Origin of the sequence: Leyella lascolaii, from assembly GCF_900079775.1 — a bacterium.
In the GTDB taxonomy this organism is placed as follows: Bacteria; Bacteroidota; Bacteroidia; order Bacteroidales; family Bacteroidaceae; genus Prevotella; species Prevotella lascolaii.
Window position 1 is genome coordinate 121,392 of sequence record NZ_LT556038.1, and the last position, 25,280, is coordinate 146,671.

The 25,280-nt window shown below is 45.0% G+C and carries 21 protein-coding genes and 1 tRNA gene; 18 read left to right on the plus strand and 4 right to left on the minus strand.

Annotated elements, in window-relative coordinates; all coding sequences use genetic code 11:
• Positions 1 to 47 precede the first annotated feature (47 nt).
• The gene (locus BN4609_RS06340) at positions 48 to 1,829 is read left to right on the plus strand and encodes a M6 family metalloprotease domain-containing protein (protein ID WP_068856340.1); all 1,782 of its coding nucleotides are present in this window, start codon (positions 48 to 50) and stop codon (positions 1,827 to 1,829) included.
• A gap of 126 nt (positions 1,830 to 1,955) precedes the next feature.
• Here BN4609_RS06340 and BN4609_RS06345 read toward each other — a convergent pair.
• Together BN4609_RS06345 and spt are read right to left on the minus strand one after the other, a co-directional pair.
• A tRNA-Pro gene (locus BN4609_RS06345) sits at positions 1,956 to 2,029 on the minus strand.
• Between the two features lie 71 nt (positions 2,030 to 2,100).
• Positions 2,101 to 3,288, minus strand: a complete 1,188-nt coding sequence (spt, locus tag BN4609_RS06350) for a serine palmitoyltransferase (protein ID WP_021992112.1) — start codon at positions 3,286 to 3,288, stop codon at positions 2,101 to 2,103.
• 252 nt (positions 3,289 to 3,540) lie between these two features.
• Between spt and BN4609_RS06355 the strand changes: the two genes are divergently transcribed.
• On the plus strand, positions 3,541 to 4,566 hold the full coding sequence (locus tag BN4609_RS06355) for a diacylglycerol/lipid kinase family protein (protein WP_068855733.1): 1,026 nt from the start codon (positions 3,541 to 3,543) through the stop codon (positions 4,564 to 4,566).
• Positions 4,567 to 4,791: 225 nt separating this feature from the next.
• Here the strand turns inward: BN4609_RS06355 and BN4609_RS06360 are convergent, their stop codons facing one another.
• Entirely contained in the window at positions 4,792 to 5,493 is a 702-nt protein-coding gene (locus BN4609_RS06360; protein ID WP_068856342.1) for a tRNA1(Val) (adenine(37)-N6)-methyltransferase, read from the minus strand.
• Positions 5,494 to 5,880: 387 nt separating this feature from the next.
• Between BN4609_RS06360 and lon the strand changes: the two genes are divergently transcribed.
• From lon to BN4609_RS06385, 5 genes are all read left to right on the plus strand, one after another.
• The gene (gene lon / locus BN4609_RS06365) at positions 5,881 to 8,346 is read left to right on the plus strand and encodes an endopeptidase La (protein WP_068855734.1); all 2,466 of its coding nucleotides are present in this window, start codon (positions 5,881 to 5,883) and stop codon (positions 8,344 to 8,346) included.
• Positions 8,347 to 8,378: 32 nt separating this feature from the next.
• Entirely contained in the window at positions 8,379 to 9,506 is a 1,128-nt protein-coding gene (tgt, locus tag BN4609_RS06370) for a tRNA guanosine(34) transglycosylase Tgt (RefSeq protein WP_068855735.1), read from the plus strand.
• Between the two features lie 96 nt (positions 9,507 to 9,602).
• The gene (locus BN4609_RS06375) at positions 9,603 to 10,745 is read left to right on the plus strand and encodes an LptF/LptG family permease (RefSeq protein ID WP_241033234.1); all 1,143 of its coding nucleotides are present in this window, start codon (positions 9,603 to 9,605) and stop codon (positions 10,743 to 10,745) included.
• A 10-nt stretch (positions 10,746 to 10,755) separates the two neighbouring features.
• Positions 10,756 to 12,435: a DEAD/DEAH box helicase gene (locus BN4609_RS06380; RefSeq protein WP_068855736.1), complete on the plus strand. Its 1,680-nt coding sequence runs from the start codon at positions 10,756 to 10,758 to the stop codon at positions 12,433 to 12,435.
• A 482-nt stretch (positions 12,436 to 12,917) separates the two neighbouring features.
• Entirely contained in the window at positions 12,918 to 14,513 is a 1,596-nt protein-coding gene (locus tag BN4609_RS06385) for an ABC-F family ATP-binding cassette domain-containing protein (protein ID WP_068856346.1), read from the plus strand.
• Between the two features lie 1,131 nt (positions 14,514 to 15,644).
• On the opposite strand, the gene BN4609_RS06395 is transcribed toward BN4609_RS06385, so the two are convergent.
• The gene (locus BN4609_RS06395) at positions 15,645 to 16,823 is read right to left on the minus strand and encodes a hypothetical protein (protein ID WP_068855738.1); all 1,179 of its coding nucleotides are present in this window, start codon (positions 16,821 to 16,823) and stop codon (positions 15,645 to 15,647) included.
• Positions 16,824 to 17,296: 473 nt separating this feature from the next.
• On the opposite strand from BN4609_RS06395, the gene BN4609_RS06400 reads away from it, so the two are divergent.
• From BN4609_RS06400 to BN4609_RS06440, 11 genes are all read left to right on the plus strand, one after another.
• Entirely contained in the window at positions 17,297 to 17,578 is a 282-nt protein-coding gene (locus BN4609_RS06400) for a cupin domain-containing protein (RefSeq protein ID WP_084791453.1), read from the plus strand.
• Positions 17,579 to 17,584: 6 nt separating this feature from the next.
• Positions 17,585 to 19,066: a DUF438 domain-containing protein gene (locus tag BN4609_RS06405; RefSeq protein ID WP_068855739.1), complete on the plus strand. Its 1,482-nt coding sequence runs from the start codon at positions 17,585 to 17,587 to the stop codon at positions 19,064 to 19,066.
• Between the two features lie 18 nt (positions 19,067 to 19,084).
• Positions 19,085 to 19,267, plus strand: a complete 183-nt coding sequence (locus BN4609_RS15675; RefSeq protein ID WP_084791391.1) for a ferredoxin — start codon at positions 19,085 to 19,087, stop codon at positions 19,265 to 19,267.
• A gap of 524 nt (positions 19,268 to 19,791) precedes the next feature.
• Positions 19,792 to 20,154 (plus strand): DUF488 domain-containing protein, encoded by a 363-nt coding sequence (locus BN4609_RS06410; protein WP_068855740.1) that lies wholly within the window; start codon positions 19,792 to 19,794, stop codon positions 20,152 to 20,154.
• Between the two features lie 38 nt (positions 20,155 to 20,192).
• The gene (locus BN4609_RS17310; protein WP_241033235.1) at positions 20,193 to 20,267 is read left to right on the plus strand and encodes a topoisomerase DNA-binding C4 zinc finger domain-containing protein; all 75 of its coding nucleotides are present in this window, start codon (positions 20,193 to 20,195) and stop codon (positions 20,265 to 20,267) included.
• 501 nt (positions 20,268 to 20,768) lie between these two features.
• Positions 20,769 to 21,134 carry a hypothetical protein gene (locus tag BN4609_RS06415; protein ID WP_068855741.1) on the plus strand — a complete coding sequence of 122 codons (366 nt, stop codon included), beginning with the start codon at positions 20,769 to 20,771 and terminating at the stop codon, positions 21,132 to 21,134.
• 51 nt (positions 21,135 to 21,185) lie between these two features.
• Complete coding sequence (locus BN4609_RS06420; protein WP_206196541.1) at positions 21,186 to 21,743, plus strand: hypothetical protein; 558 nt, start codon at positions 21,186 to 21,188, stop codon at positions 21,741 to 21,743.
• A gap of 44 nt (positions 21,744 to 21,787) precedes the next feature.
• Positions 21,788 to 21,916: a hypothetical protein gene (locus BN4609_RS17075; protein WP_262503280.1), complete on the plus strand. Its 129-nt coding sequence runs from the start codon at positions 21,788 to 21,790 to the stop codon at positions 21,914 to 21,916.
• A gap of 62 nt (positions 21,917 to 21,978) precedes the next feature.
• Positions 21,979 to 22,764 (plus strand): hypothetical protein, encoded by a 786-nt coding sequence (locus tag BN4609_RS06425; protein ID WP_068855743.1) that lies wholly within the window; start codon positions 21,979 to 21,981, stop codon positions 22,762 to 22,764.
• An 839-nt stretch (positions 22,765 to 23,603) separates the two neighbouring features.
• On the plus strand, positions 23,604 to 24,107 hold the full coding sequence (locus tag BN4609_RS06435; protein WP_068855745.1) for a hypothetical protein: 504 nt from the start codon (positions 23,604 to 23,606) through the stop codon (positions 24,105 to 24,107).
• 241 nt (positions 24,108 to 24,348) lie between these two features.
• Positions 24,349 to 25,038: an ankyrin repeat domain-containing protein gene (locus BN4609_RS06440; protein ID WP_262503281.1), complete on the plus strand. Its 690-nt coding sequence runs from the start codon at positions 24,349 to 24,351 to the stop codon at positions 25,036 to 25,038.
• The last annotated feature ends 242 nt before the right edge of the window (positions 25,039 to 25,280 follow it).

Here is a 25,280-nt window from a genome sequence, read left to right on the forward strand (position 1 = left end):
TTTAATCAGTAGATATTAATGGCAGAAGAACACCCCAAACTATGAATATGAAAAAATTAACAACCCTTTTAGTTGTCTGCGCCCTATGCAACTGCATACATGCCGAACCGGCACAAAATGTGGTAAAAAAAGTGGTGCAACCGGATGGAACCACTCTACTTTTGACTTTAGCAGGCGATGAACGACTACATTATTATGTTACTTCCGACGGATATCCGGTGCTTGAAGAACACGGTGTGTACTACTATGCAGAACCGACAGCCGACAACCTTGTGTGCACAAAAGTGCCGGCACATGCCCCTGATACGCGCACTACATCAGAACAAAGCATGCTACAAAAGCCGGAGATGATGGCAAAGCGATTGTCTCAAGTACACACAGAGTCATGGCAAAAATATCCTATGGCAGTAGGAAAACCAATGGCAAACTTGCAGGGGACCAAGCGGGGACTGGTGATATTAATGGCATTTAAGAATATGCCATTTGTTACCCCCAACATAAAACAAGCCGTTGAGAATATGTGTAACCAGCCGGGATACAACTACAATCAAGCTTTGGGAAGCGTAAACGACTATTTTAAAGACCAAAGCAACGGAACCTTTGATTTGCAGTTCGACGTAGTGGGACCATTCACAGCCGAGGAAGACATGGAATTTTATGGCAACAACGGCGGCATGGGGAAAGACCAGAATGTCCAGTTGCTAATAACAGAAGCCATAGATGCGGCAGATGCCGACGGTGTGGATTTCAGACAATACGATTGGGATAATGACGGATATGTGGAACAGATTTATGTGCTGTATGCCGGATACTCAGAGTCAGACGGTGCCCCATCGAGCACAATCTGGCCGCACGAAAGTGTATTGCAAACTCCTCGGAAGCGGGATGGTGTGCGCATAAAGACTTATGCTTGCAGTTCGGAACTGACAGGAAGAACCGGTAACACACTTGATGGCATATCCACTATGTGTCACGAATTTTCACATTGTCTGGGACTGCCCGACTTTTACGACGTCAAGAGCAACTCATCGGGAAGTGTGGGTAACTACGGCATGAACCAATGGAGCATAATGGCATCGGGAACAAGAAATGCCGACGGAAACATACCTCCGTCATTTACGGGCTACGAAAAGGCGTTTTGTGGTTGGGATACACCTATTGAACTCAATGAGTCGACCAACATTTCACATCTGCAGCCAATTGCATCTGGAGGCAAATGCTACAAAATTGTAAACCCGAATAATCCCAACGAGTACTATTTGTTGGAAAACCGAAACGGCAATACAAATTGGGACAAGGGTCTGAACACCGATGGAACGGGGGCTGCCGTGAACGGATTGCTCGTATATCATGTAACTTATGATGAAAACATATGGGCAGTCAATGAAGTGAACGCGTCAACAAGAACCATACAAAGAATGGTGCCCATACCAGCTGACGGGAATTTGGAAAACTACTATTCAACTATAGGAGGCTATCATATCAATCCTGACGGATTGGCAGGAGACTTGTATCCATACCGGACTAACAGCGGTTCGTTTAACAATGCCCTTACAGACGGGACATCGCCTGCGGCATCGCTTAACACTCCAAATACAGACGGTACATACCTGATGCACAAAAACATTACCGATATTACAAAAAACACGGACGGGAGCATTTCTTTTTCATTTTCTTCCACCACCACAGATATAACATCGGCAACAGCGCATGAAAATTCAAAAAACAATTACTATAATTTGAAAGGAATGTTTATGGGTACGGACGCAGAGAAACTACCAAAAGGAATTTACATTCTAAATGGAAAGAAAGTGGTGATTGACCGCTGACAATGGCGTATGGCTGCGGTAGCCGTAAAAACCGGTCTAATCCGCTCCCTTGACCAACACTCATACCGGTATACAAAAAAGAAGAGAAGCATACTATAATGTCATGCTTCTCTTCTTTCCTTAACGTCGGGGCGACAGGATTCGAACCTGCGACCGCCTGGTCCCAAACCAGATGCGCTACCGGACTGCGCTACGCCCCGAAAATGCAAGCTTTCAAATTTGCGAATGCAAAATTACTCGTTTTTATTGAATCTTGCAAATTTTATATTCACTATTTTATAATGCCCTGTTCTACAAATATCTTTTTCAGAATCTGCACACCGCGCTCAACCTGCTCTTCTGTATGTGTCGCCATCAATGCGAAACGCACAAGCGTGTCCTGCGGAGCACATGCCGGAGGAATAACGGAATTGATGAACACACCGTTGTCATAAGCAAGTTTTGTAACAACAAAAGTCTTGGTAGCGTCTCTTACATATAAAGGTATAATAGGACTTTCCGTATCGCCTATTTCGAAGCCCTCTTCCCTGAAACGGCGCAAAGCGTATTTTGTTACCGCCCATAACTTCTCAATGCGCTCAGGTTCCTTCTGTATGATGTGCAACGCTTCCATAGCCGCAGCCGTTGCCGCAGGCGTATCAGACGCACTGAATATATAGGTACGGCATGTATGACGCAAATAGTTGATAGTGTCGAAGTCACCTGCGATGAAGCCACCGATGCTTGCAAGAGATTTCGAGAAAGTGCCCATAATGAGATCCACCTCATCAGTAAGACCGAAATAGTCACACACACCACGACCGTCACGCCCGAACACACCTATACCGTGAGCCTCATCAACCATTACAGAACAATTGTATTTATGCTTGAGTTCTACAATTGCGGGAAGATTGGCGAGGTCGCCCTCCATAGAGAACACTCCGTCTACAACAATAAGTTTAACGGCATCATATGGGAGTGATTTGAGAATGTTTTCCAAATCATCCATATCATTATGCTTGTAATGAAGTTGTCTGGCAAATGACAGACGACGTCCGTCTACAATGCTTGCATGATCCCGGTCGTCGCATATAATATAGTCACCACGTCCTACTACCATGGCGATGACACCCGCATTGACAGAAAAACCGGTTGAGAAGCACAAAGCATCGTCCTTGCCTACAAATTCGGCAAGTTCTTTCTCAAGCTGCACATGCAAATCTAAGGTTCCGTTAAGGAAACGGCTTCCCGCGCAACCAGAACCGTATTTGTCCAACGCCGCCTTTGCAGCATCTATCACACGCTGGTCTCCGGTAAGTCCGGTATAAGCATTCGATCCGAACATAAGCACTTTATGGCCGCCCATCTCAACCTCTGTGCCCTGCTTACTCGTAATCTGACGGAAATAAGGATACATTCCAGCCTCCATTATCTTTTGAGGCTCGCGATAACTTTTGTATCTTTCTTGTAATTGTCCCATTTTAATTTAAATAGGTATAAATCCTCTATTTTTTTATTCAGGGTGCAAAGATACAAAAAAGATATTATAATCTGATTATTTTAATAAGAAATGTGTCTGTACGTTATTTTTGTACAACAAGCAGCTTACTCATTACTATTTTTTTATTATATTTGTCCATGCTGTTTTTCGACAAGAAAATCAATGTATTATCAAATAGTACAAAATAATTTACAAATAGATTGAGATACGTCATTAATTCAGACAATAATAATGAAAAAGAAGATTGTTTTCGTAATTAATCTTACATCAGGAACGTCTGACAAGACTTCAATACCACCACTTATTGATGAACATCTCGATAAGGACAAATTCGAATACGAAATTGTAACGACTGAATATGCGGGACACGCTTCCGAAATATCCGCAAAAGCGAAAAACGACGGTGTTGACATTGTTGTGGCTGTAGGAGGTGACGGAACGGTGAACGAGGTGGCGCGCTCTATCGTACATTCGGGAACTGCCCTTGGAATAATTCCGTGCGGATCCGGCAACGGGCTTGCGCGGCATCTGCTTTTGCCCATGAACACAAGAAAGGCGATAGAAATAATCAATGCCTGTGAAATCCACGAGCTCGATTATGGTATAATAAACGAATATCCGTTTTTCTGTACATGCGGCATGGGGTTTGACGCGTTCGTAAGCATGAAATTCGCGGAAAGCGGCAAGAGAGGCCCCATCACGTATGCCGAAAACATACTGCGGGAAGGACTGAAATACAAGCCTGAGACTTACATCATAGAGGATGAGAACGGCACAAAGACATACAAGGCTTTCCTCATATCATGCGCCAACGCATCCCAATACGGGAACAATGCATACATAGCACCGCAGGCATCCATGAGCGACGGACTTATGGACGTTATCATAATGGAGCCATTCGACATGCTGGAAGCTCCTCAGATAAGCATAGACATGTTCAACAAGACACTCGACAAAAACACAAGAATAAAAACGTTCCACAGCAAAAAAATCCATATTCACAGAACGAAACCGGGCGTCATACATTATGACGGAGACCCCGTGATGGCAGGAGAGGACATCAATGTAGAGATAAAGGAGAAAGGCATAAAAATAATAATAAACCCTTATGCCAATAAGAACATGCGAAAACCGAACGCGCTGCAGAACGTTCTGTCTGAAATATTCAACGAAATAAACAGCATGCGTGAGGATATAGCCAAACACAGAGAGGCTACCTACCGGTTCATGGGTAAATCACAGAGAAAAGAAGAATGACAATATGTTTTTACAAAGAAAGCAGCAAGACGGGATGAAGAGCTTTTCTTCATCCCGTCTTGTCCGCGCTCAGGCATCATGCGACAATATTCTGAGCAGATTGCATAATACATCCGGAGCTACATTCTTTTTATTTTATTACAAGCACGAATCTCATGCAACCCTCACGACAAAGACAAACAGAATCATTTGATTCTTTGCTCCGGAAATCATGGCATACACCTTTTATTTGATATAAAAATCCTCAGTAAGACTCCTGTACCATTCAGACTTATTTCCGTCATCATCAAACAGGCACACGTTCTCAGGCACACACTCTCCTACCCTTCGTCTTGCAAACGAGAGAAGCACGCGTTTCGGTGATTTGCGCGGCACTGTCTTTACCACGCACCTCTTTATTTCAAGCATACCGTAAATGCTTGCTTCCGCACAGAAATTCTTTTCAGCTTCTGTGGGTATGACAACACTGAACACACCGTCTTCCGTAAGCAGACGCGCCACACTTCTGAACAAGTCCGAATAAGGAAGCGTGTCTGCATGACGTGCCACCGAACGCCTGGCATCAGGACACTTCAGGCTGTCTGTGAAGAACGGAGGATTTGATACTATACTGTCAAAAGAAATCCTGGCAGAAAAATCCTGCAAACGTACATGCTCTATCTCTATACGCCGCGCAAACGGACTTTCCGATATGTTCTCCTGAGCCTGCCGGCATGCATCCTCATCCGTATCAATGCCGCACACCGTGGCTTTCTCAAAACGCTGAGCCATCATCAGCGCAATAAGCCCAGTACCGGTTCCCACATCAAGAATATTCCTACCGCCTGCAGCCCACGCGCCAAGCAACACACCGTCAGTGCCTACTTTCATTGCGCACTTATCCTGACGCACACTAAAACGTCTGAATGTAAACCCTTGTCCGCTCATTCCCATTCTACGCAAAATCAAAAAAAACATATACTCCTTATTATATAAGGACAACGCCGTAAGACTATTTTTATTTTATCCGTAACGCAGATTTATCACAACTTCAGACTACACACACATCCCTCCTGAACGTCAGCCACCCTCACAATACTGTCATACGCCATCGTCGCCTCCTCATATTAATTAATTATAAATGCCCGTCCATCTGAAATCTTTTGCTTAACTTTGCAGAAAATTTAAAACATATGCGCAAATAAAATACTTTTTCAACAAGGCGCACATTATAATTTTATTCATCAAAACATTCAAAACTAAGGAACGCACTCGGAACAATCGGGAATTTCGGCACATCGTTTGCTGTATATTCACGATAAAACAACACGAATTATGAATAAGAAGCCTAGCACATCCATTCAAATGATAGCAGACTACGAAGGAGATATAACCAATTTGTTTAAAGTAGAAGTGAACGAAGAGATTCCGATTCTTGCGACACGCAATATAGTGCTTTTTCCGGGCGTAATATCACCGATTCTTGTCGGACGCAAGGTTAGTATCAACCTTATAAACCATCTGAAAGAAGCACAAGACACCACATTCGCCATATTCTGTCAGAAGGACGCAAACAACGACCATCCGCAGCAGGGCGACCTTTACGAATATGGTGTATATGCCAAACTGGTCAGAGTGCTTGAAATGCCAGGCAACGACCACAACGTGACAATTATCGTACAGGGACTGGGACGGTGCAGACTCACCGAGCTCACAGACACACGCCCGTTCCTGAAGGGAAAAACCGTCGCCGCAAACGAGGAAATGCCGGAAGAAGGTGACAGCGAGTTCAAGACGGCGCTCGACGATCTGCGCAGTACGACAGTTGATTACATAAAGCAGAACGAGGAAATACCAGATGAGTCGCAGTTCGCGCTCAACAACATACAGAACGATATCATAACCGTAGACTTCATCTGCGCGAATCTGCCGTTCACCATTCCTGACAAGTTCGCGATGCTTGCCACAGATTCCATCAAGGAGCGTGTGCTGCTTACACTGAAGACTCTCCACAAGGAGTTGCAGCTTCTCGAACTGAAACAGAACATCCGTACCAAGACCCGTGAGGACATAGACGAGCAGCAGCGTGAGTACTTCCTGCAACAGCAGATAAAAAACATAAAGGAAGAACTAGGCAACGGTGAAGGCTCACCTGAGTATCACGAGCTGGAGAAAGCCGCCAAGAACAAGAAATGGCCGGAGGAAGTGGCGAAGGTGTTCTATAAGGAACTGGACAAACTCGAGATGTTCAATCCGCAGAGTCCGGAGTTCAGCGTGCAGCTCAATTATCTGCAGACAATGATAAACCTGCCGTGGAACGAATATACAAAAGACAACCTTGACCTAAAAAGAGCACAGAAAGTGCTCGATCACGACCACTACGGCATGGAGAAGGTCAAGGAGCGCATACTTGAATATATGGCTGTACTGAAACTGCGCGGCGACCTGAAATCGCCAATCATATGCCTCTACGGACCTCCGGGAGTCGGCAAGACAAGTCTCGGAAAGAGCATCGCGGCAGCCATGAAGCGCAAATATGTGCGGATGTCGCTCGGCGGACTTCACGACGAGTCTGAGATACGCGGTCACAGACGCACATACGTCGGAGCGATGCCCGGACGCATCATCAAAAGCATACAGAAGGCTGGCTCGTCCAATCCGGTGTTCATTCTCGACGAAATAGACAAGGTCACGCAGAACACAGTAAACGGCGATCCGTCATCAGCTTTGCTCGAAGTGCTCGACCCGGAACAGAACAACGCGTTCCACGACAACTATCTCGACGTGGACTTCGACTTGTCCAAGGTGCTCTTCATCGCCACAGCCAACGACCTGAACACCATTCCACGTCCGCTGCTCGACCGCATGGAACTTATTGAAGTGAGCGGATACATCACAGAAGAAAAGATTGAGATAGCCAAACGCCACCTCATTCCAAACGAGATAGAAAACACCGGTCTGAACGAAGACGGGCACAAGCCGCAGTTCAACAAAGCCGCAATCGAGAAAATAATCGAGCAGTATACACGAGAGAGCGGAGTGCGCCAGCTCGAGAAGCAGATAAACAAGGCTCTGCGCAAACTCGCGCTCATAAAGGCGCGCGACGGAGAACTGCCTTACGAGAAGATCACACCGAGCCAGACCGAGGACCTTCTTGGCAAACCTCCTTTCTATCGCGACATATATCAGGGCAACGCATACGCCGGTGTTGTCACCGGTCTGGCATGGACAAGCGTAGGCGGAGAGATTCTCTTCATAGAGACATCTCTCAGCAAAGGCAAGGCAGGCAAGCTCACACTCACCGGAAATCTCGGAGACGTGATGAAAGAGTCAGCCGTCATAGCTCTCGAGTATGTCAAGGCACACATCGACAGTCTGGGCGTCGACTACCGCATCTTCGAACAGTGGAACATCCACATCCACGTGCCTGAGGGAGCCACGCCGAAGGACGGACCGTCTGCCGGAATAACCATAGCCACATCAATAGCCTCTGCGCTCACACAGCGCAAGGTGCGCAAGAACACAGCGATGACAGGCGAGATAACGCTCCGCGGCAAAGTGCTTCCGGTAGGCGGCATAAAGGAAAAGATTCTTGCTGCCAAGCGCGCAGGCATCACAGATATAATAATGTGTAAGGACAACAAGAAAGACATAGACGAGATTCCAGCCATCTATCTCAAAGGAGTGGAGTTCCATTATGTGGAGAATGTCCAGGACGTGTGGGACTTTGCTCTCACCGACGAGATTGTAAGCCACCCGGTGAAGTTCACCATTGAGGAGGAAAGCCACAGGCAAGACTGACCGACACATGATAAAGAGGAAAAAGAAAAGGAATGACATTCGAACTGCAACACACTGACAACGCCTCTGACGCGCGCTGCGGCATCATAACGACCGACCACGGACAGATAAAGACACCCATCTTCATGCCGGTTGGAACATGCGGCACCGTTAAAGGCGTGCATTTCTCAGAACTTCGCGAACAGGTGAAGGCACAGATAATCCTTGGCAACACCTATCATCTATATCTGCGTCCCGGACTTGAGACGCTGCGTGCCGCAGGAGGGCTTCACAGGTTCAACACGTGGGACAGACCCATCCTCACCGACTCGGGCGGTTTTCAGGTATTCTCACTCACGGGCATCAGAAAACTGCGCGAGGAAGGATGCGAGTTCCGCTCCCACATCGACGGTTCCAGACACATATTCACACCAGAGAACGTGATGGACACAGAGCGCATAATAGGAGCCGACATCATGATGGCGTTCGACGAATGTCCCCCTGGTGAGAGCGACTGGCAGTATGCCAGGAAAAGCCTCGGGCTTACACAACGATGGCTCGACCGCTGCATCAGACGTTTCAACGAGACAGAGCCGCTCTACGGTCACAGCCAGAGTCTCTTCCCCATCGTACAGGGCTGCAAATACAAGGACCTTCGCCGCGATGCCGCAAAATATGTCGCCGACAAGGGTGCCGACGGCAACGCCATAGGCGGACTGGCTGTTGGCGAGCCCACGGAAGTGATGTACGAGATGATTGAAGTGGTGAACGAGATACTGCCCAAGGACAAGCCACGCTATCTAATGGGCGTAGGCACACCGCAGAACATACTCGAGGCGATAGAACGTGGCGTCGACATGTTCGACTGTGTCATGCCTACACGCAACGGGCGCAACGCTATGCTCTTCACCTACAACGGTACGATGAACATGCGCAACAAGAAGTGGGAGAACGACTTCTCCCCCATCGACCCTGACGGATGCGACATCGACCGCATCCACTCCAAGGCATACCTGCACCACCTTTTCAAGGCGCAGGAACTGCTTGCAATGCAGATAGCAAGCATCCACAATCTGGCATTTTTCCTCCGTCTCGTGACCGATGCGCGCCACCACATCATGCAGGGCGACTTCGTCGCATGGAAACGCGGCGTCATCGACAACCTCGGCAAAAGAATCTGACACGACAGTATGGCAACAGGAATGAAAAGAAAACACCGCAGGCTTCTGGTAAGGGCAAGACACACGGCAAGACATCTTGCCTGGCTCGCCGACGCCATGCGGCGGCTCAGACAGCGGCTCGGATTTCTTTCATTTATCAGTCCGTCACGCTACATCAAACGCCTCGACTGGTATATCATAAAGAAATTCATCGGCACATACATCTATTCAATTGTTCTCATCATATCGATATCCATCATTTTCGACATCAACGAGAACCTTGCGAAGTTCACGCAGTATCACGCCCCGCTCAAGGCAATAGTGTTCGACTACTACGCCAACTTCGTGCCTTACTTCGCAAACCTGTTCAGTCCGCTGTTCGTATTCATTGCCGTAATCTTCTTCACAACCAAGATGGCAGGCAACTCCGAAATCATATCCATCCTCGCATCGGGCGTATCGTTCAAGCGTCTCATGCGTCCGTACATGATTTCGTGCGTGCTCATTTCCTCACTGTCCTTTTATCTCAATGCCGAGGTCATACCCCACGGCACCGTCGTACGCCAGAACTTCGAGACGATATACAAGAACAAGAGGAAGAACACATCTGCCGAGAACGTGATGCTGCAGGTGGGCAACGGTGTCATAGCCTACATCCAGCACTACGACAACAACATGAAGAAAGGCTACGGATTCTCTCTCGACAAGTTCGAGAACAAGAAGCTCGTGAGCCACATGACAGCCATGGAGATACAGTATGACACAATCTCCGACTCCAAGTACCACTGGACGGCTACCAACTGGAAGATAAGAGAACTGCGCGGACTGCGCGAGCACATCACGCAAGGAGCGAAGAAAGACACCCTTATACAGATGGAGCCTACAGACCTTGTGTACTCTAAAGGACAGCAGGAGACGTTCACCAGCTCGGAGCTGAAAGACTACATCTCCAAACAGATCGACCGCGGAAGCGGCAACGTGGTGCAATATCAGGTGGAGTACCACAAACGCATAGCGTCGTCTTTCGCGTCGTTCATCCTCACCACAATAGGCGTGTCGCTGTCATCACGCAAACGAAAAGGCGGAATGGGACTTTATCTCGGATTCGGACTGGCACTCAGCTTCACCTACATCATGCTCCAGACCGTATCGTCAACGTTCGCCATCAACGCCGACACTCCGCCGATACTGGCGGCGTGGATTCCTAACATCATCTTTGCCGTAGTGGCTTACTTCTGCTACCGCAAAGCTCCAAACTAAAACAACAGACATGTATTTCGATGAATTAGACTTAAACGACAACGTGCTCGACGCACTGTATGACATGCATTTCGAGACGTGCACTCCGGTACAGGAACAGTGCATACCGGAGATACTCAAGGGAAACGATGTGCTGGGAGTGGCACAGACAGGAACAGGCAAGACAGCCGCCTACCTGCTGCCCATACTCAGCAAGCTCGACGACGGAGGCTATCCCAAAGACACAATAAACTGCGTCATAATGAGTCCCACGCGCGAGCTGGCACAGCAGATAGACCAGGCAATGCAGGGATTCGGCTACTATCTCAACGGTGTGAGCAGTCTCGCCATATACGGCGGAAACGACGGCAACCGCTACGAACAGGAGCTGAGAAGCCTCAGCATGGGCGCCGACGTCATCATCGCCACCCCCGGAAGGCTCCTGAGCCACCTCACCATGGGCAACGCGGACTTCAGTAAGGTGTCGTTCTTCGTGCTCGACGAGGCAGACCGTATGCTCGACATGGGCTTCTCTGAGGACATAAAGAAGATAGCCAAGCATCTGCCGCCCACATGCCAGACCATCATGTTCTCAGCCACGATGCCCGAAAAGATAGAGGAGCTGGCAAAGACACTGCTCAAAAATCCGGTAGAGATAAAGATTGCGGTGAGCAAGCCGGCGGAGAAGATAAGACAGAGCGCATACGTGTGTTATGAGGACCAGAAGATGGGCATCATCAAGGACATTTTCAAGCAGGGCGGACTGAAGCGTGTCATCATATTCTCAGGAAAGAAGCAGAAGGTGAAGCTCATCAACCGCGCGCTGCAGAAAATGAACATAAACTGCGGAGAGATGCACTCCGACCTTGAACAGGCACAGCGCGACGAGATAATGTACAAGTTCAAGAGCGGACAGACCGATGTGCTCGTTGCCACCGACATTGTGGCACGCGGCATAGATATCGACGACATATCAATGGTAATCAACTTCGACGTCCCGCGCGACGCGGAGGACTACGTGCACCGCATAGGACGTACGGCAAGGGCTGACCGCGACGGTGTTGCCATCACATTTATCAGTGAGGCTGATATCGTGTACTTCAAGCAGATAGAGAAACTGCTGGAGAAAGAGATAGAGAAAGTGGCACTTCCGGAGGAACTCGGTAAAGGACCTGAATACCGTATGCCAGGCAAACGCGGAGCAAAAGGACGCGGCAGACAGGACGGCAGACGCGACAACCGCAGTGGCAACGAACGTAAAAAACGGGATGAGGCTGACGGTCAGGAGAGGAAAGAAAAACGCAAGGGACACGGTAACCGCGACAGACACGACAGCCGTAAAGAAAACAAAGAAAACGCAAGACCGGATGCCATCACAGGAAACACTGAGGAAAAGGCACAACAGCGCAACAGAAACAGGAAGCCGAAACGCACAGACACCGACAGGCAGAACACCGCACAGACTGCCGCTACAGCGGAAAAAGCTGTCGCACCATCCGCCACCAACGACAGCAACGCCACTACAGGCAATAAAGAACAGCGCAGACGTCAGAAACGCCGTCCGCAGAAACCTCAGGCACGACACGCACAGAACGCACGCAAGCATGGCGAAAACAAGCGTCAGAGCGAGGCTTCGGCACCCCAAAAGCCTGAGAGCATGCTTAAGGCTATAATCAGCAAACCGCTGAAATGGCTCGGGCTTAAGAAATAAGAGTCTGACTCCATCCATACAAATGCAATTCAGAACAATCCGTATGCCAACGCGGCTGCTGCCGCACAACGGGTTCTGAATTGCATTTTGATTATTAAACCCGGTATCACATATAACGCCGATGTCTCTTTTTCACATGCCTGACGTGTTCCGAGCTGCTGTCGTGTTTTTACCGCTATAGCCCGCCACATCTTCTGAAAAACGGGAGACAACATGTCTGACAGAAGCACGGAATATAGATGAAATCTGACGCGGTTCAGGTTTACTGATATCAATTCACATATCTGTTACGATATTTCCTTGCAGCTTTGCCGGATAATTTCTTTGCATTGTCAGATATAAGCATTATCTTTGCATAAATTGTCTGCAACCATGTAAAAAAGGAATACATACGCTTTTACATTTTGAACCGAGCATGTTTTATGTTCGGTGTGTTATTCCGTTTTCACTATTTTTTCACATCACAAATACTTGAAATAATTATGAGCTTACAAGTTCAAGGCTTGTCTTATGCACATCCCGATAAAGACATTCTGTTCCAAAATATAAGTTTTTCCATATCTTCGGGAGAGAAATGTGCCATCATTGGAAATAACGGCATAGGCAAATCAACTCTTTTGAAAATAATATCCGGTCTTATTGCTCCTGCAAGCGGAAGCGTGTCGTGCGACGATACTCCTTATATGATACCGCAACACTTTGGTCAATTCAATGACACCACTGTTGGAGAAGCGTTAGGCGTAGCCTCTAAAATACACGCACTTTCGGCTATTTTAGATGGCTGCGGAACTGAGGAAGATTTTACACTGCTCAATGATGAATGGGATATACAGGAACGCATCTCTGACGCATTTGTCCATTGGGAGATTGACTATGTGACTCCCGACATGATGATGAGTTCCCTTAGCGGCGGCGAAAAGACAAAGGTGTTTTTGGCTGGGCTGGATATTCATCATCCCTCCATAGTCCTGATGGACGAGCCCACCAACCATTTGGATACAAAGGGACGGACATTGCTATATGAATATATTCATCGGACAAACAGTACTATAATCGTTGTCAGTCATGACAGGACACTGCTGAATATGCTGTCGGCTACCTACGAAATGTCCCCCACAGGCATGCGATTCTATCCAATGAGTTATAGGGAATATAAAGAAACCGTCGATGCGGCTGTTGCGGTGAAAGTTGCCCGTTTGCAAAATCAGCAAAAAGAGTTGGCTAAAGCAGAAAGACTTGCACATAAAACAATGGAACGGCAGCAAAAGCACGCTTCAAGGGGTGAGAAACAGAGTGCAAAGCAATGCGTGGCACGCATTGCCATGGGAAATATGCGCAACAGGTCGGAAGCGTCAACATCGCGTCTGAACAAAGCGCAGCAGGAAAAACTGCAAGACATGCATCATGAATTAAATGAAATAAGGAAATCCATATCTGAATCTACAACGATGAAAATAAATATCGGTAACTCAAACTTGCCGAACAGAAAACGACTGGTGGAAGCCACAGACGTGACATACAGATATGACGGTAGAGAATGCCTGTGGCAGGATGCTCCTTTAAATCTATCCATTTACAGCGGTGAGCGCATCTGGCTGCAAGGCGATAACGGAAGCGGCAAAAGCACATTGCTCAAACTTGTAACCGGAATATTGCGACCTGCCGATGGGGAAATATGGCGGAGCTATCCACTTAATATTCTATACCTTGACCAGGAATATTCGTGTATTGACGGTGAAAAGACAGTGTATGGATTGTTGGAGACCTGCAACAGCAATAAGCCAGAACACGAACTGAAAATGCTTTTGAACCGTTTTCAGTTTCCTGCTCCTACATGGGACAAAAAGTGCGCAAGCCTTAGCGGAGGCGAGAGGATGAAACTTGCTTTATGCCGTTTACTCATTTTGGACAATGTGCCAGATATGATTATCGCAGACGAGCCAACCAATAATATTGATATATCAAGCATGGATATATTGGCGGATACATTGAAGAGCTATAAAGGCACATTGCTTATAGTCAGCCACGACGAGCAGTTCGTTCACGATGTCGGGTTTGAACGTATTTTAAGGATTTGAACGTTTTCGATAAGCCAAATGAGCAGAGGCAAGCTTGCTTGAGCTATGCCATGGCGAGAAAAGGTGCGCGAAAGCGAACGTTTTCGTTAAGCCAAATGAGCAGAGCCAAGCTTGCTTGAGCTATGCCATGGCGAGAAAAGGTGCGCGAAAGCGAACGTTTTCGTTAAGCCGAATGAGCAGAGCCAAGCTTGCTTGAGCTATGCCATGGCGAGAAAAGGTGCGCGAAAGCGAACGTTTTCGTTAAGCCGAATGAGCAGAGGCAAGCTTGCTTGAGCTATGCCATGGCGAGAAAAGGTGCGCGAAAGCGAACAATATAAGAACCAATGTAACTGTATACATGAAATCAAATACCGGGATAATAAGCGGCTGTTCAGAATCTACCGATTCTAATACCTCAAGCGGCATTTGGCTTCATCAGTATTCCGTACTGATGTCCGTACTGTCGGTTTATGACTTTATTTAAGATTTTGCAGCCCGCATAGGACAAAAGCGGAAAACAAGATTACGGCAGCAGAACATAATGCTGATGAAGTATGATGACCGATTCGGGATAAAAAGAAAAATAGAATTTTCCTATTACCGGTTTGTCATAAAGCAGAATGCCAAGTCCGCTCGCATTGATATTATTTAACTTTTCAACCTTCCGATTTTAACACTCAGTTTTCCCTCCTTCTGTAAACGGAATACGCATCTCACGCACAAAATGCTCCGGTTAAACGTCAACAGAAAGCGACTTTTTCGGTGTAAACAACGCGGAAGAGACCGTTCCGTATTACAAGAAAGGCTAATCAGCATGTCAGTAAAGTCTTTTCCGGAGTATGGGAAAGCACATATGGCGATGCGAAAAAGCCTTTACGGCAGTGCCGAGAGACGGTAAGGAAACAGCAGACAAGGGAAAACGGCTGAATATCAGACAGATAATGAAAACGCTGTTTTCAACGTATTTGCAGCCATTGTTCCTGTTGGAAGCCTACAGGCTGATTATGGAGCAGTTGTGGAGGAGTTTTTTAACATTTCCAACATACCTAAAGTACGCTATGAAAGCTGTCCGCGATAAAGGCTGTAGTTCAGGACTGTCGTTTTCTGTATCCGCGCTGTTCAGTGTCCGTGATGCCGTTTCTACCGTTTAACTTAGGGACGCGCCGTATCACTTACAGCGGCTGAGCCGCCGGCAGACCGTATTGTGATGAATCCGTCAGAATCTATGCTGCATGAGTTTTTCTGTATTCCAGCTTCGCTGCTTTCTCCGTCTGAAGAAGTGTATTTCTGCCATATGTCCAGCGCGAAAGGTGTGGGGTGTCCTGTTATCTCAGCCTCCCAACAGTCCCCGATACGCGCCACCGGATATACGTCAATGTTGCGTCCGTCCTTTGTGAACACCCCCACTACGCATTCCGCGTAAGGATATCCATAGCGCGGCTCACTGCAGTCTTTCAGCATAAGGAGGATGTATCTGTCAGCTGTCTCTATTTTGCGTCCTGCTGTCCACAGTGTGCGCATGGGCGCGCAGTCGCAGTCGGGCGCAGGGTTTATGAACGCGCGTACATATGCATGGTCTATCTCTTTGCCCTCCTCCCCTTCATGCAAGAACGAACTGAGTGTTATCCTGTCGCCCTTTATTGGCGTGAACAGTGCCAGCAGTGTGGCAAAATTCTCCTTTGTCGCAGTCATGGTGCTTGCCATAACGGTCTCACTGCGCGGCGCGCCGAGCAAGGTGCGCGCTATGAGTCCGTCCCTGCCAATGGTGTAGCGCGTTGTCGTGACGGTGAACGTGAGGTCTGTCTCCTCCTCTATCATCGAAGGCACAGGCAGGTCACGACGCGTCACAGTCATTATGATACCGTCCGCATCATCCACCACACCTTTCAGTTCCGTGCTCCAGGCGCGTCCGGAGCGTCCTACAATCCGGCTGTCTATAAGGTTTCCGACGGCGTTGTATGTTGCCACAACATGGTCGTAGCGAGAGAGTGCGTTGTTGTGGGAGTCGTCGCACAGCCTGTTCATGAATGCCACCGTGATGCTGTCGCCGAGCCTGACTGTGCTGCCCTTGTACCAGAAGATGTCATCCATCTCCCTGCAGTCGCACGGCAGCAGGGAGGGAACGAACGGAGAATCGCTGCTGATGGAAAGCGCGTCAGCCGTTCCGTGGATGTCAGTGTTGAATATCCCGACGTCGAAAGTCTTATCCTTATACACTATGAAATGCTTCCCGAACTCCTCGAACCGCGCGCTCCTTTCTGTCTGCGCGCAGGCTGCAAGCGGAAATATTGCAGCACAGACTGCCACCAATGCATTTATAATAACTCTCATATACAGTTTGATTTTATATGTTTTTCGTATGCTCAACGCAGAATGTACCTGTATGTAAACGCTTTCGCACATAAACAATATACAGGCAATCGCATGCATCCTATTTATCATGTATCCACGACATACAACAGGAAGGAAGTATGTGAAAAAAAGATTAGCCTCAGCGTCTGTCCCAACGTAAATTCCGGCAGACAGGTCTTTGTTATTTGTCCATAATCTTTGTACTATATCCATATTACAGGTATTAAACTAATAAGACTATGTAAATATAAGCATTATATTCTGTAATTATGATTAAATACATGTTAAATTACCCAAAATGTAACATATGTTACCGTCATAAGGACTTGTAAGGAGTATTTTTGCGGCACATACATCATAAAACAAGTAAGTATATGACAACAATAGAGAAAGCGAACGGACAAGGTCTGAACAAATCGCAGTATAAAAACAAGGTGTTTACACCGAAAGAGATGATAGACTATTCTGATGGCGGCATCGTGAGTAAGGAACTGATACACACGCAGGCAGGCAGTGTCACTCTGTTTTCTTTTGACGAGGGGCAGCAGCTGTCGGAGCACAGCGCACCATTTGATGCGATGGTGACGGTCATTGATGGCGAACCGGAGATTTTCATTGATGGCGTGGCACATTATCCCAAGGCAGGTGATGTGCTCATCATGCCTGCCAACCATCCACATGCTGTCAATGCGAAGACACGGTTCAAAATGATGTTGACGATGATTGGAGGATAGACGGTTATGGCAAAGTGTATTGATTTTAACAAGACAGTGTATGAGCTGGCAGGTGAGTACCCGGAGTTCACTGAGGTGATGGCAAGTGTTGGCTTTACGGAGATAACAAGGAAGGTGATGCTCAATTCTGTCGGGAAACTGATGACAGTCCGCCAGGGAGCCAAAATAAAGAAGATTCCGATGGAGACCGTCATAGCAGCGTTCAGAGAGCGCGGCTTCGAGGTGACGGGCATAGATGAGCCACAGGAGTCATTGCCGCAGACATCGCAGTCAACGCATGCTGCCCATGGTTCCTGCGACAACCGTACGGAACAGATAAAAGCATACTTGCGCCGTCTGTCGGACGGAGAGTCTCTGGAGGCTGTGCGGGCTGACTTTGTGCGTAACTTCAGCGATGTCTCGTCAGAAGAAATAATGCAGGCGGAACAAGGGTTGCTGAAAGACGGTATGCCGCTGAACGAGGTCAAGAAGATGTGCGACGTCCATTCAGCACTTTTCCATAACGAGAGTGTGCATGAAGAGGAGCGCAACGTCGCCATGGCTAAGGATAATGCAGACATGGCATTGAAGCTTGCCGCCATCGAGGGGCATCCCCTTCATACCTTCTACCGTGAGAACGAGCGTTTGAAGACATTGCTTGATGAGGAAGGCGCGCCCAATGATAAGATAAGGAGAGTCCGAGACATCAGGATTCACTATGCGAAGAAGGGAGACCTGCTCTACCCGTTGCTGCGTGTGAAATACGACATCAGCGGTCCTTCGCAAGTGATGTGGACAGTGGACGACGAGATACGCGACGAACTGTCCAGGCTGTCGCGTGCAACAGAGCAGGATGCCACTTGGACAGAGCGGGCAGAAGCCGTGCTGCGACGTGTCGGGGAGATGATTTTCAAGGAGAACAACATACTTTATCCTCTCTGTGCCGCAAACTTCACCACAGAAGAGTGGTATGGCATCTATCGTGACAGCAAACAATATGAGACATGTCTTGACATAGAACCGAACACATGGAAGGATGCGGAAGATTGTCTTTCAGACGACATCACAGCATCTGAAACGTATAAAGATGTTGTTAAAACAAGCGATGGAGATGAAATATCGCTGGCTGGCGGACATCTCACCATAGCACAGCTTTCCGCCATGCTTGACACAATGCCTATGGAGATAACCTTTGTTGATGCTGACAACATTAACCGTTTTTTTAATGACAACGGACATAAAAAGGTCTTCAAACGTCCTCAAATGGCGATTGACCGCGAGGTATTCTCATGTCATCCTCCCAAGATAGAGCCTATGGTACGCGCCATAATAGAGGACTTCAGGTCAGGACGTCGCGACAGCGTACCGGTATGGATGGAGAAGGAAGGTCGCACCATGCTAATCACTTACATGGCAGTGCGCGACAAACAGAGCCGATATCTCGGCACGATGGAACTGGTGCAAGACATGACCTTCGCAAAAGAACATTTTAATTTTTCAAAACAATAAACACACAACACTTTAATTATGAAATATATTGTTAATGACGCTTGCATAGGATGTGGTATGTGCGCATCCACATGCCCAGAGGTGTTTTCCATAGACGGAGATGTGGCTGTAGCCATAGACTCAGAAGTGCCTGACTTGTTGCTTGACTCCGCCGCAGAGGCTCAAGAAGGATGTCCCGTGAGTGCCATTGAGCGAATTTGACCATTCGCGTATGGTAAAGCATATTTACAGCCATGCAAGGAAGCGTAAAGCATAACATCAGACAACTTTGAGTTCCTATTGCGGATACACACTTCCGGATTCTTCTATTATGCTCCTTACGGAGTTTGCAACGGCAACGGGGTGGTGATGCGTATCAATCGAGTATGACAGTTATATGGTTCTGTCATCAGATTATAGATTAAGACCGACCAAAGAGGAGGATAAATGCCTCCTCCTTGGTTTTTCTCAAATCGCGTGAACGCGCACAACTGACAGGCTCTTAGGTGGAGAGAGAGACAACAGTGTCATATTAAATACAATCCGGTCATTAGAACGTCGATTATACATTTAAGATTGATTGTCAGCTCTTCATCCTTCTTCTGCACTGCTGTCGTCATCTTGTCTTCTGCTTTTCCCCGGTATATACCGATGCATTTTAGGTAAAGATGAATACAATATGGCTGACAGCAGCACGAAATAAGAATGTAAGTCCAATGACAAATTATGGTTAAATAATTACAGTAATGCATAAACTGAAGATAAAACGTGTATATGAACAGGTGGAAGAATCAGACGGCTTTCGCATACTGATAGACCGCATATGGCCTCGGGGCATATCAAAAGACGCTGCATGCTTAGAAGAGTGGGCAAAGGACGTCGCTCCCACTCCTGCTCTCAGAATATGGTTTGCTCATAAAGAGGAGAACTTTGAGAGTTTCAAAAAGCAATACGATGCGGAATTGTCTGCCAATCCTGCGGCGGCGTGCTTTGCCAGACATTGCAACGAACTGCTGCAGGAGGCGGACGTCACCTTGCTTTATGGGGCGCGTTCTAAAACATGCAATCATGCAGTCATTCTTAGAGACTGGATTTTAAGTAGAGAATAAACAAATGAGTTTGTCCTCAATGCTGAGGACATCTCACTTTGAGAAAAGGCAAGTATGGCACATTCTATGGATGTGCAAACTTTCCAACATGTAAGTTCATCATAAATCCGTAATGGCGGTTCTTGTTGTTTCACATAACATCAGAACATAAAACCCAAACCTTTCTTTTGTTAAACCCCAACAGGTAATCAGCCCGTCATAACGTTTTTTACCTGACTGCATACCTCTTCATCCTTCTTCCGCACTGCTGCCGTCAGATTGACTCACTTTTCCCGGTGTAGTCCGCTACATACTTGATAAAAGCAGAAAACAATCTGACTGACAGCAGTACGAAATAAGGATGAAGCCTGATAACCGATTCAGTTTTAAACCCGAATCGGTCAATCTATATAGAAACCGGTTTCTTCAACTGACATTACATAAAGTCTAAAAAACGGAAGACCGTCTTCCTCATTCCGACATTGGCACAGAGAAAGAATCCTCTTTGTTGTACGGTTTTGAGGTTTATCGGTTCCCTATGTCGGATTCATCGAAAAAAAACATATATTAACCGTTTGACGTATAGAATTATTTCGTATATTCGGGCATTATTCATAACATAATAATTTTATACTATGAAAAGATTGGAATTAAGCCTGATTTTTATTAGTAGTATACATCTTTGTTCTGCGCAGGAAATATCATTCGCTCACAACATGTATAGAGGAGGAGATGTCCTGATAAAGAAGATGGTGTCACCGGTTGACCCAGGCAGCACAGGCAATAAGAAGGTATGGAGTCTGGAGGATGTCACAATAGAACAAAAGAAATATAAACAAGCCTTTAAAGATAATCCGGATGACATCCATTCTATAAAATCTACTGAGTCAGGAAACCGCAACTACGACATTAAACGATATCCAAGAAAAGTTCGGACTCCCTCTTCCTGGGAAAACAATTGGAATACCAACGGGATTCATACCGACTCATACTATATATGAATTTTTAAAACACAAATTACCTGAGCCATGAGACGTTTATTAATAAAAAGGATGATAGTGGTAGTATCAATATTTACGCTTCTTTATACATGCAAATATGATGAAATGACACATATGAGTGATTATGAAGTTGAATGGGTGACAAACAGACATGAAGGGGAAATAATGTATTTAAAATCTCAGGATGGCGTTGTTGACACTGTAACTATATTGGAAGTTTATGTTGACAATTTGTTGGATCCTATCAACTGGGGGTACTTCAATACAAGCAGTAGAGTCTATATAGCTTCAGCAGGTGTGCGATATTCTATCAATCATGAAAGAGGAGGTATCTTGCAAATATACAAAAGAAGCAATAGCAGACCTATTTGTTTCTCTTCTGTATTAGACGTGGACGAGTGGTTGTATAACATACCGTTGAATACAACGAGTTTACGAATAAGTGGTATTACAATGAACGACATTATGTTTTTTGATATCAGTAAATCAGAAGCCGTCAATCGAAAAGATTCTAATGTCATTATAAGCTATTCATGGAGCAAGAAGTATGGACTTGTACAATACACGCTGAAAGACGGGACGGTTTTTTCAAGGGCTTTAGAAAAATGAGAATATTCATTAAAGAGAATAAAGTTACTCAAGTTTGGTGGAATATGCGCATCCGAATTAGCATAAACGACTCTATAGAATACCTGAAGGTTGTAGACAGTCCGGCAAACCGTAAAAGAATAGTGAGAAAGATATACGGTAATTGGTATATTGCAGAGGCACTGCATTTTTAGGAAGTTGCCCGAGAGTGTTCCGCCTGTATATTTGCCAAACTTACAAATAAATCTGATTAATTATGAAAAAGATTGCAATGTATTTCAAGTTCGCCATAATCTATATGCTGGTTATAATCTGTATCGATATTTTTGTTATATGCAAAAAAAATGTCAGTGATAGGAATGGCAGGGTTTCGATAGTATATCTTATGGATAAAAAAGACATTGCCTCAATGTTTATTGAGAATGTTGAGGCGTTCAGGCTGGCAATATTACAAATGGAGAGAAACCCTATATCCTCTGTAATCGCGGACACGTCATGGTGGGATCCGGCTCCTTTCTTTTCACCTTATGCAATAATATATGATGAAGATAAAAAAAGGTCTGTAGCTTTAGATGTTCCAGTATCTTCAAGACTTAAAGCATATACCGATACCATATTTTATAATAAGGACAGCTTGTTGGCTGTGGCAATAGTAACATTGGAGATGAGGGGGTATATAGGAGACACTGACAAAAAGAATATTTTACGATATGATGCAAGGGCTCTATTCTGTTGCCGTGGCTCCGTCAGTGAGAAATTCTCAATATATCCTTTTACTTTCTGGAATGTGATAGGATATAATAATAAAGAACTTGCTACAAAAGATATGATATACTTATGTACTCATAAAGTCAAGGGAATGGGTATGTCGGCAGATACAGTATGTGAGGGCGGTCTGTATTTGGGTAATGTGGATGAGCCATCTTTTTTCGATTCAATCATCTTCAACAAGAGTTATGACGGACTGTATTTGTTCCAATACTATGTTTATATGGGAGAGGTAGGGTTATATAATTACCACAGTAACATCCGCGCAAAATAATGGTTGTGCCTGCTCTTTGTTTTGCGGTTCTTGTTTCAGAATTAAGATTACAACAGTTGAAACTACAGCTGCATTTCGAGTCTGTATACAGAAACATAGTGAATAAACCACTGATGTCTATTGAGAGCAGTGCTTTTCTTGCAAAACTTGCTTATACAACATCAGTAGAGAATTTGATGAAAAGATGTCAGACCGAAGATTCAAGAATAAATATAATAAAAAATGGTGGGAAAATTATATTAATCAAAATAAATAAGTTATGAAATACAAAATAAATATTCTAATACTATTGTTCATGATATGTTCGTGCGACAATCATGACTTTGAACTCCGTTACAAGGAACAGGCTTTATACATTCATAATATGTTGCACATTTCTATTGAACCTTTAAATAACTTGGATAAAGCTTATTCATATCTTGTTTTTTTGCGTCAATATAAACCGTATGATACTATAGATACCATTCATTTAGAAAAAAGATTATCAAACTCGTTTAGAGTTGTTGAGACATCATCTGATGATTGTACAAGAGTGTATAGAAGTAACGTACACTATATAAGAGTGTATCCCAACACCAGATATAAAATAGAACATCTCGGGATGGGGGCAAGAGTAAGAATTATAAAATATTTCCAATCAGACTCTTCCGGTAAATTACATTCCGTAGAATGATACGGACATGCAGATAGAGGATGGTTTTCCAAATTCTTCATAGTTAGTGTAGCCCGCTGCATTTCCTTTATGGATTATGAAAAGCATCCCCTGAGTAACACACAATCTTACGTAAACTGATTCCGGGTATCTTATTACCGAAGTATAAATTTTAAAAATAGACATTATGAAAAAAACTGTTGCTCAATGTTTCGTGTTAACACTTTTGTTATTCACTTCTTGTATAAGAATAAGTGATGAAGGAATTCTTAAAAATATAGACAAGATATGGAATCCAAAGCTTGTTGATATTTTTGTGGCATATAGAGGTACAAACGGGATTGATGGCACTGATACATATATAATAGGAAAAGCACGTGGAGATGTTCCTCATTATTTTGTCGATTATTCTTATTTCACCGGACAAGTTGATGTTATTGAGAATGAACAGATAAAAAAAACGGGGGCTGGTGACTTTTTTTCCAAACAGGAAATTGCTGATATAATTAAATTCTTTAAAAAAGCAAGAGTTTTTTTATTGTCAATAGACAGTTTGGGGAATATGCGCATCCGGATTAACAAAAACGACTGTATAGAATACCTGAAGGTTGTAGACAGTCCAGCAAACCATAAAAGAATAGTGAAAAAGATGTACGGTAATTGGTATATTGCAGAGGCAATGCATTTTTAGGAAGTTGCCCGGGAGTGTTCCGCCTGTATATTTGCCAAACTTACAAATAAATCTGATTAGTTATGAAATTATTTAGCTTTATAATTGTTGTAATATTGTTTTCTACATCTTGTTCAAATATAGACCATCCCGTATATAAGACAAAACTTTACTATTACGATTATCGTTTGTTTCAAGGAACTCCAGTTTGGCCATTGGCTAAGGCTGCCCATTATGAAGACATGGCAAGTGTAAAAAAATATTGTCAGCCAGTCCTCAGTTAGCCAATATACCTGATTCCGTTTATGGAAATACCATGTTGATGATGGCAATTATCAATCAAGATTACGATTTGTTTAAATTGCTAATTGATAATGGGGCAAATTTCAACTACCACAATACATATGATGGAAGTTCTCCGATAATAGAGGCTTGTTCTTATAGAGAGTATGATTCCAAGTTTGTAAAGGATTTGGTTGCAAAAGGAGCGAATGTAAATGACACTACTGATAATGCTCCTTATGCACAATACAACCCTTTAATGGAGGCAGCCGGGTGTGGCAACTCCTCAATTGTAGAGTATCTCATAAAGGAAGGTGCGGATATTAATTATAGGAATAATTTTGGAGCAACACCATTAGGAGAATCAATCCTTACAGAAAAGTATGATGTCGCATTAATACTATTAAACAGTGGCGCGGATTTTTCTTCTCCAATATATAATAGTGTTGATAGACATGGAAGACCTACCGTACCCGTTAAATTGCCGAAGGCATTAAGAGATGCGATGATAGATTTATGGACTATCAAATATTATAGGAAACGGAAATTAATAAAGTTTCTAAAAACAAAAGGTATTGATTATGATTCTGTCCCAATACCAGATTATATAATCGATATGGCAAAAGAACAATATCCTTCAACATGGAAAGAATATCTTAAACAATATTAATTGTGTCATATTTGTGCTCTGCTGTACAGCCCGAAATATCGGACAACCCGGAATCAAGTGAAAAAACTGTTTTGGCGGCATAATGACTCGGGGTTAATATGAAAGCCTTCCGGTTCGGGGCCATGATAAATTTATTTATTACATAGAGCGAGAACGACACATTGCACACTTCATCCCTGTTTTACGCTACAATTATAACAACATTCATTTTTATATCCGACATAAAAGCATTAACTTTGCAT

What these genes read in the sequence shown, in the direction of transcription:
- BN4609_RS06340 (WP_068856340.1), top strand. Translation starts at nt 48, where the DNA reads ATGAAAAAATTAACAACCCTTTTAGTTGTCTGCGCCCTATGCAACTGC.
- spt (WP_021992112.1), bottom strand. Translation starts at nt 3,288, where the DNA reads ATGGGACAATTACAAGAAAGATACAAAAGTTATCGCGAGCCTCAAAAG.
- BN4609_RS06355 (WP_068855733.1), top strand. Translation starts at nt 3,541, where the DNA reads ATGAAAAAGAAGATTGTTTTCGTAATTAATCTTACATCAGGAACGTCT.
- BN4609_RS06360 (WP_068856342.1), bottom strand. Translation starts at nt 5,493, where the DNA reads ATGAGCGGACAAGGGTTTACATTCAGACGTTTTAGTGTGCGTCAGGAT.
- lon (WP_068855734.1), top strand. Translation starts at nt 5,881, where the DNA reads ATGAATAAGAAGCCTAGCACATCCATTCAAATGATAGCAGACTACGAA.
- tgt (WP_068855735.1), top strand. Translation starts at nt 8,379, where the DNA reads ATGACATTCGAACTGCAACACACTGACAACGCCTCTGACGCGCGCTGC.
- BN4609_RS06375 (WP_241033234.1), top strand. Translation starts at nt 9,603, where the DNA reads ATGCGGCGGCTCAGACAGCGGCTCGGATTTCTTTCATTTATCAGTCCG.
- BN4609_RS06380 (WP_068855736.1), top strand. Translation starts at nt 10,756, where the DNA reads ATGTATTTCGATGAATTAGACTTAAACGACAACGTGCTCGACGCACTG.
- BN4609_RS06385 (WP_068856346.1), top strand. Translation starts at nt 12,918, where the DNA reads ATGAGCTTACAAGTTCAAGGCTTGTCTTATGCACATCCCGATAAAGAC.
- BN4609_RS06395 (WP_068855738.1), bottom strand. Translation starts at nt 16,823, where the DNA reads ATGAGAGTTATTATAAATGCATTGGTGGCAGTCTGTGCTGCAATATTT.
- BN4609_RS06400 (WP_084791453.1), top strand. Translation starts at nt 17,297, where the DNA reads ATGATAGACTATTCTGATGGCGGCATCGTGAGTAAGGAACTGATACAC.
- BN4609_RS06405 (WP_068855739.1), top strand. Translation starts at nt 17,585, where the DNA reads ATGGCAAAGTGTATTGATTTTAACAAGACAGTGTATGAGCTGGCAGGT.
- BN4609_RS15675 (WP_084791391.1), top strand. Translation starts at nt 19,085, where the DNA reads ATGAAATATATTGTTAATGACGCTTGCATAGGATGTGGTATGTGCGCA.
- BN4609_RS06410 (WP_068855740.1), top strand. Translation starts at nt 19,792, where the DNA reads ATGCATAAACTGAAGATAAAACGTGTATATGAACAGGTGGAAGAATCA.
- BN4609_RS06415 (WP_068855741.1), top strand. Translation starts at nt 20,769, where the DNA reads ATGAAAAGATTGGAATTAAGCCTGATTTTTATTAGTAGTATACATCTT.
- BN4609_RS06420 (WP_206196541.1), top strand. Translation starts at nt 21,186, where the DNA reads ATGATAGTGGTAGTATCAATATTTACGCTTCTTTATACATGCAAATAT.
- BN4609_RS17075 (WP_262503280.1), top strand. Translation starts at nt 21,788, where the DNA reads ATGCGCATCCGAATTAGCATAAACGACTCTATAGAATACCTGAAGGTT.
- BN4609_RS06425 (WP_068855743.1), top strand. Translation starts at nt 21,979, where the DNA reads ATGAAAAAGATTGCAATGTATTTCAAGTTCGCCATAATCTATATGCTG.
- BN4609_RS06435 (WP_068855745.1), top strand. Translation starts at nt 23,604, where the DNA reads ATGAAAAAAACTGTTGCTCAATGTTTCGTGTTAACACTTTTGTTATTC.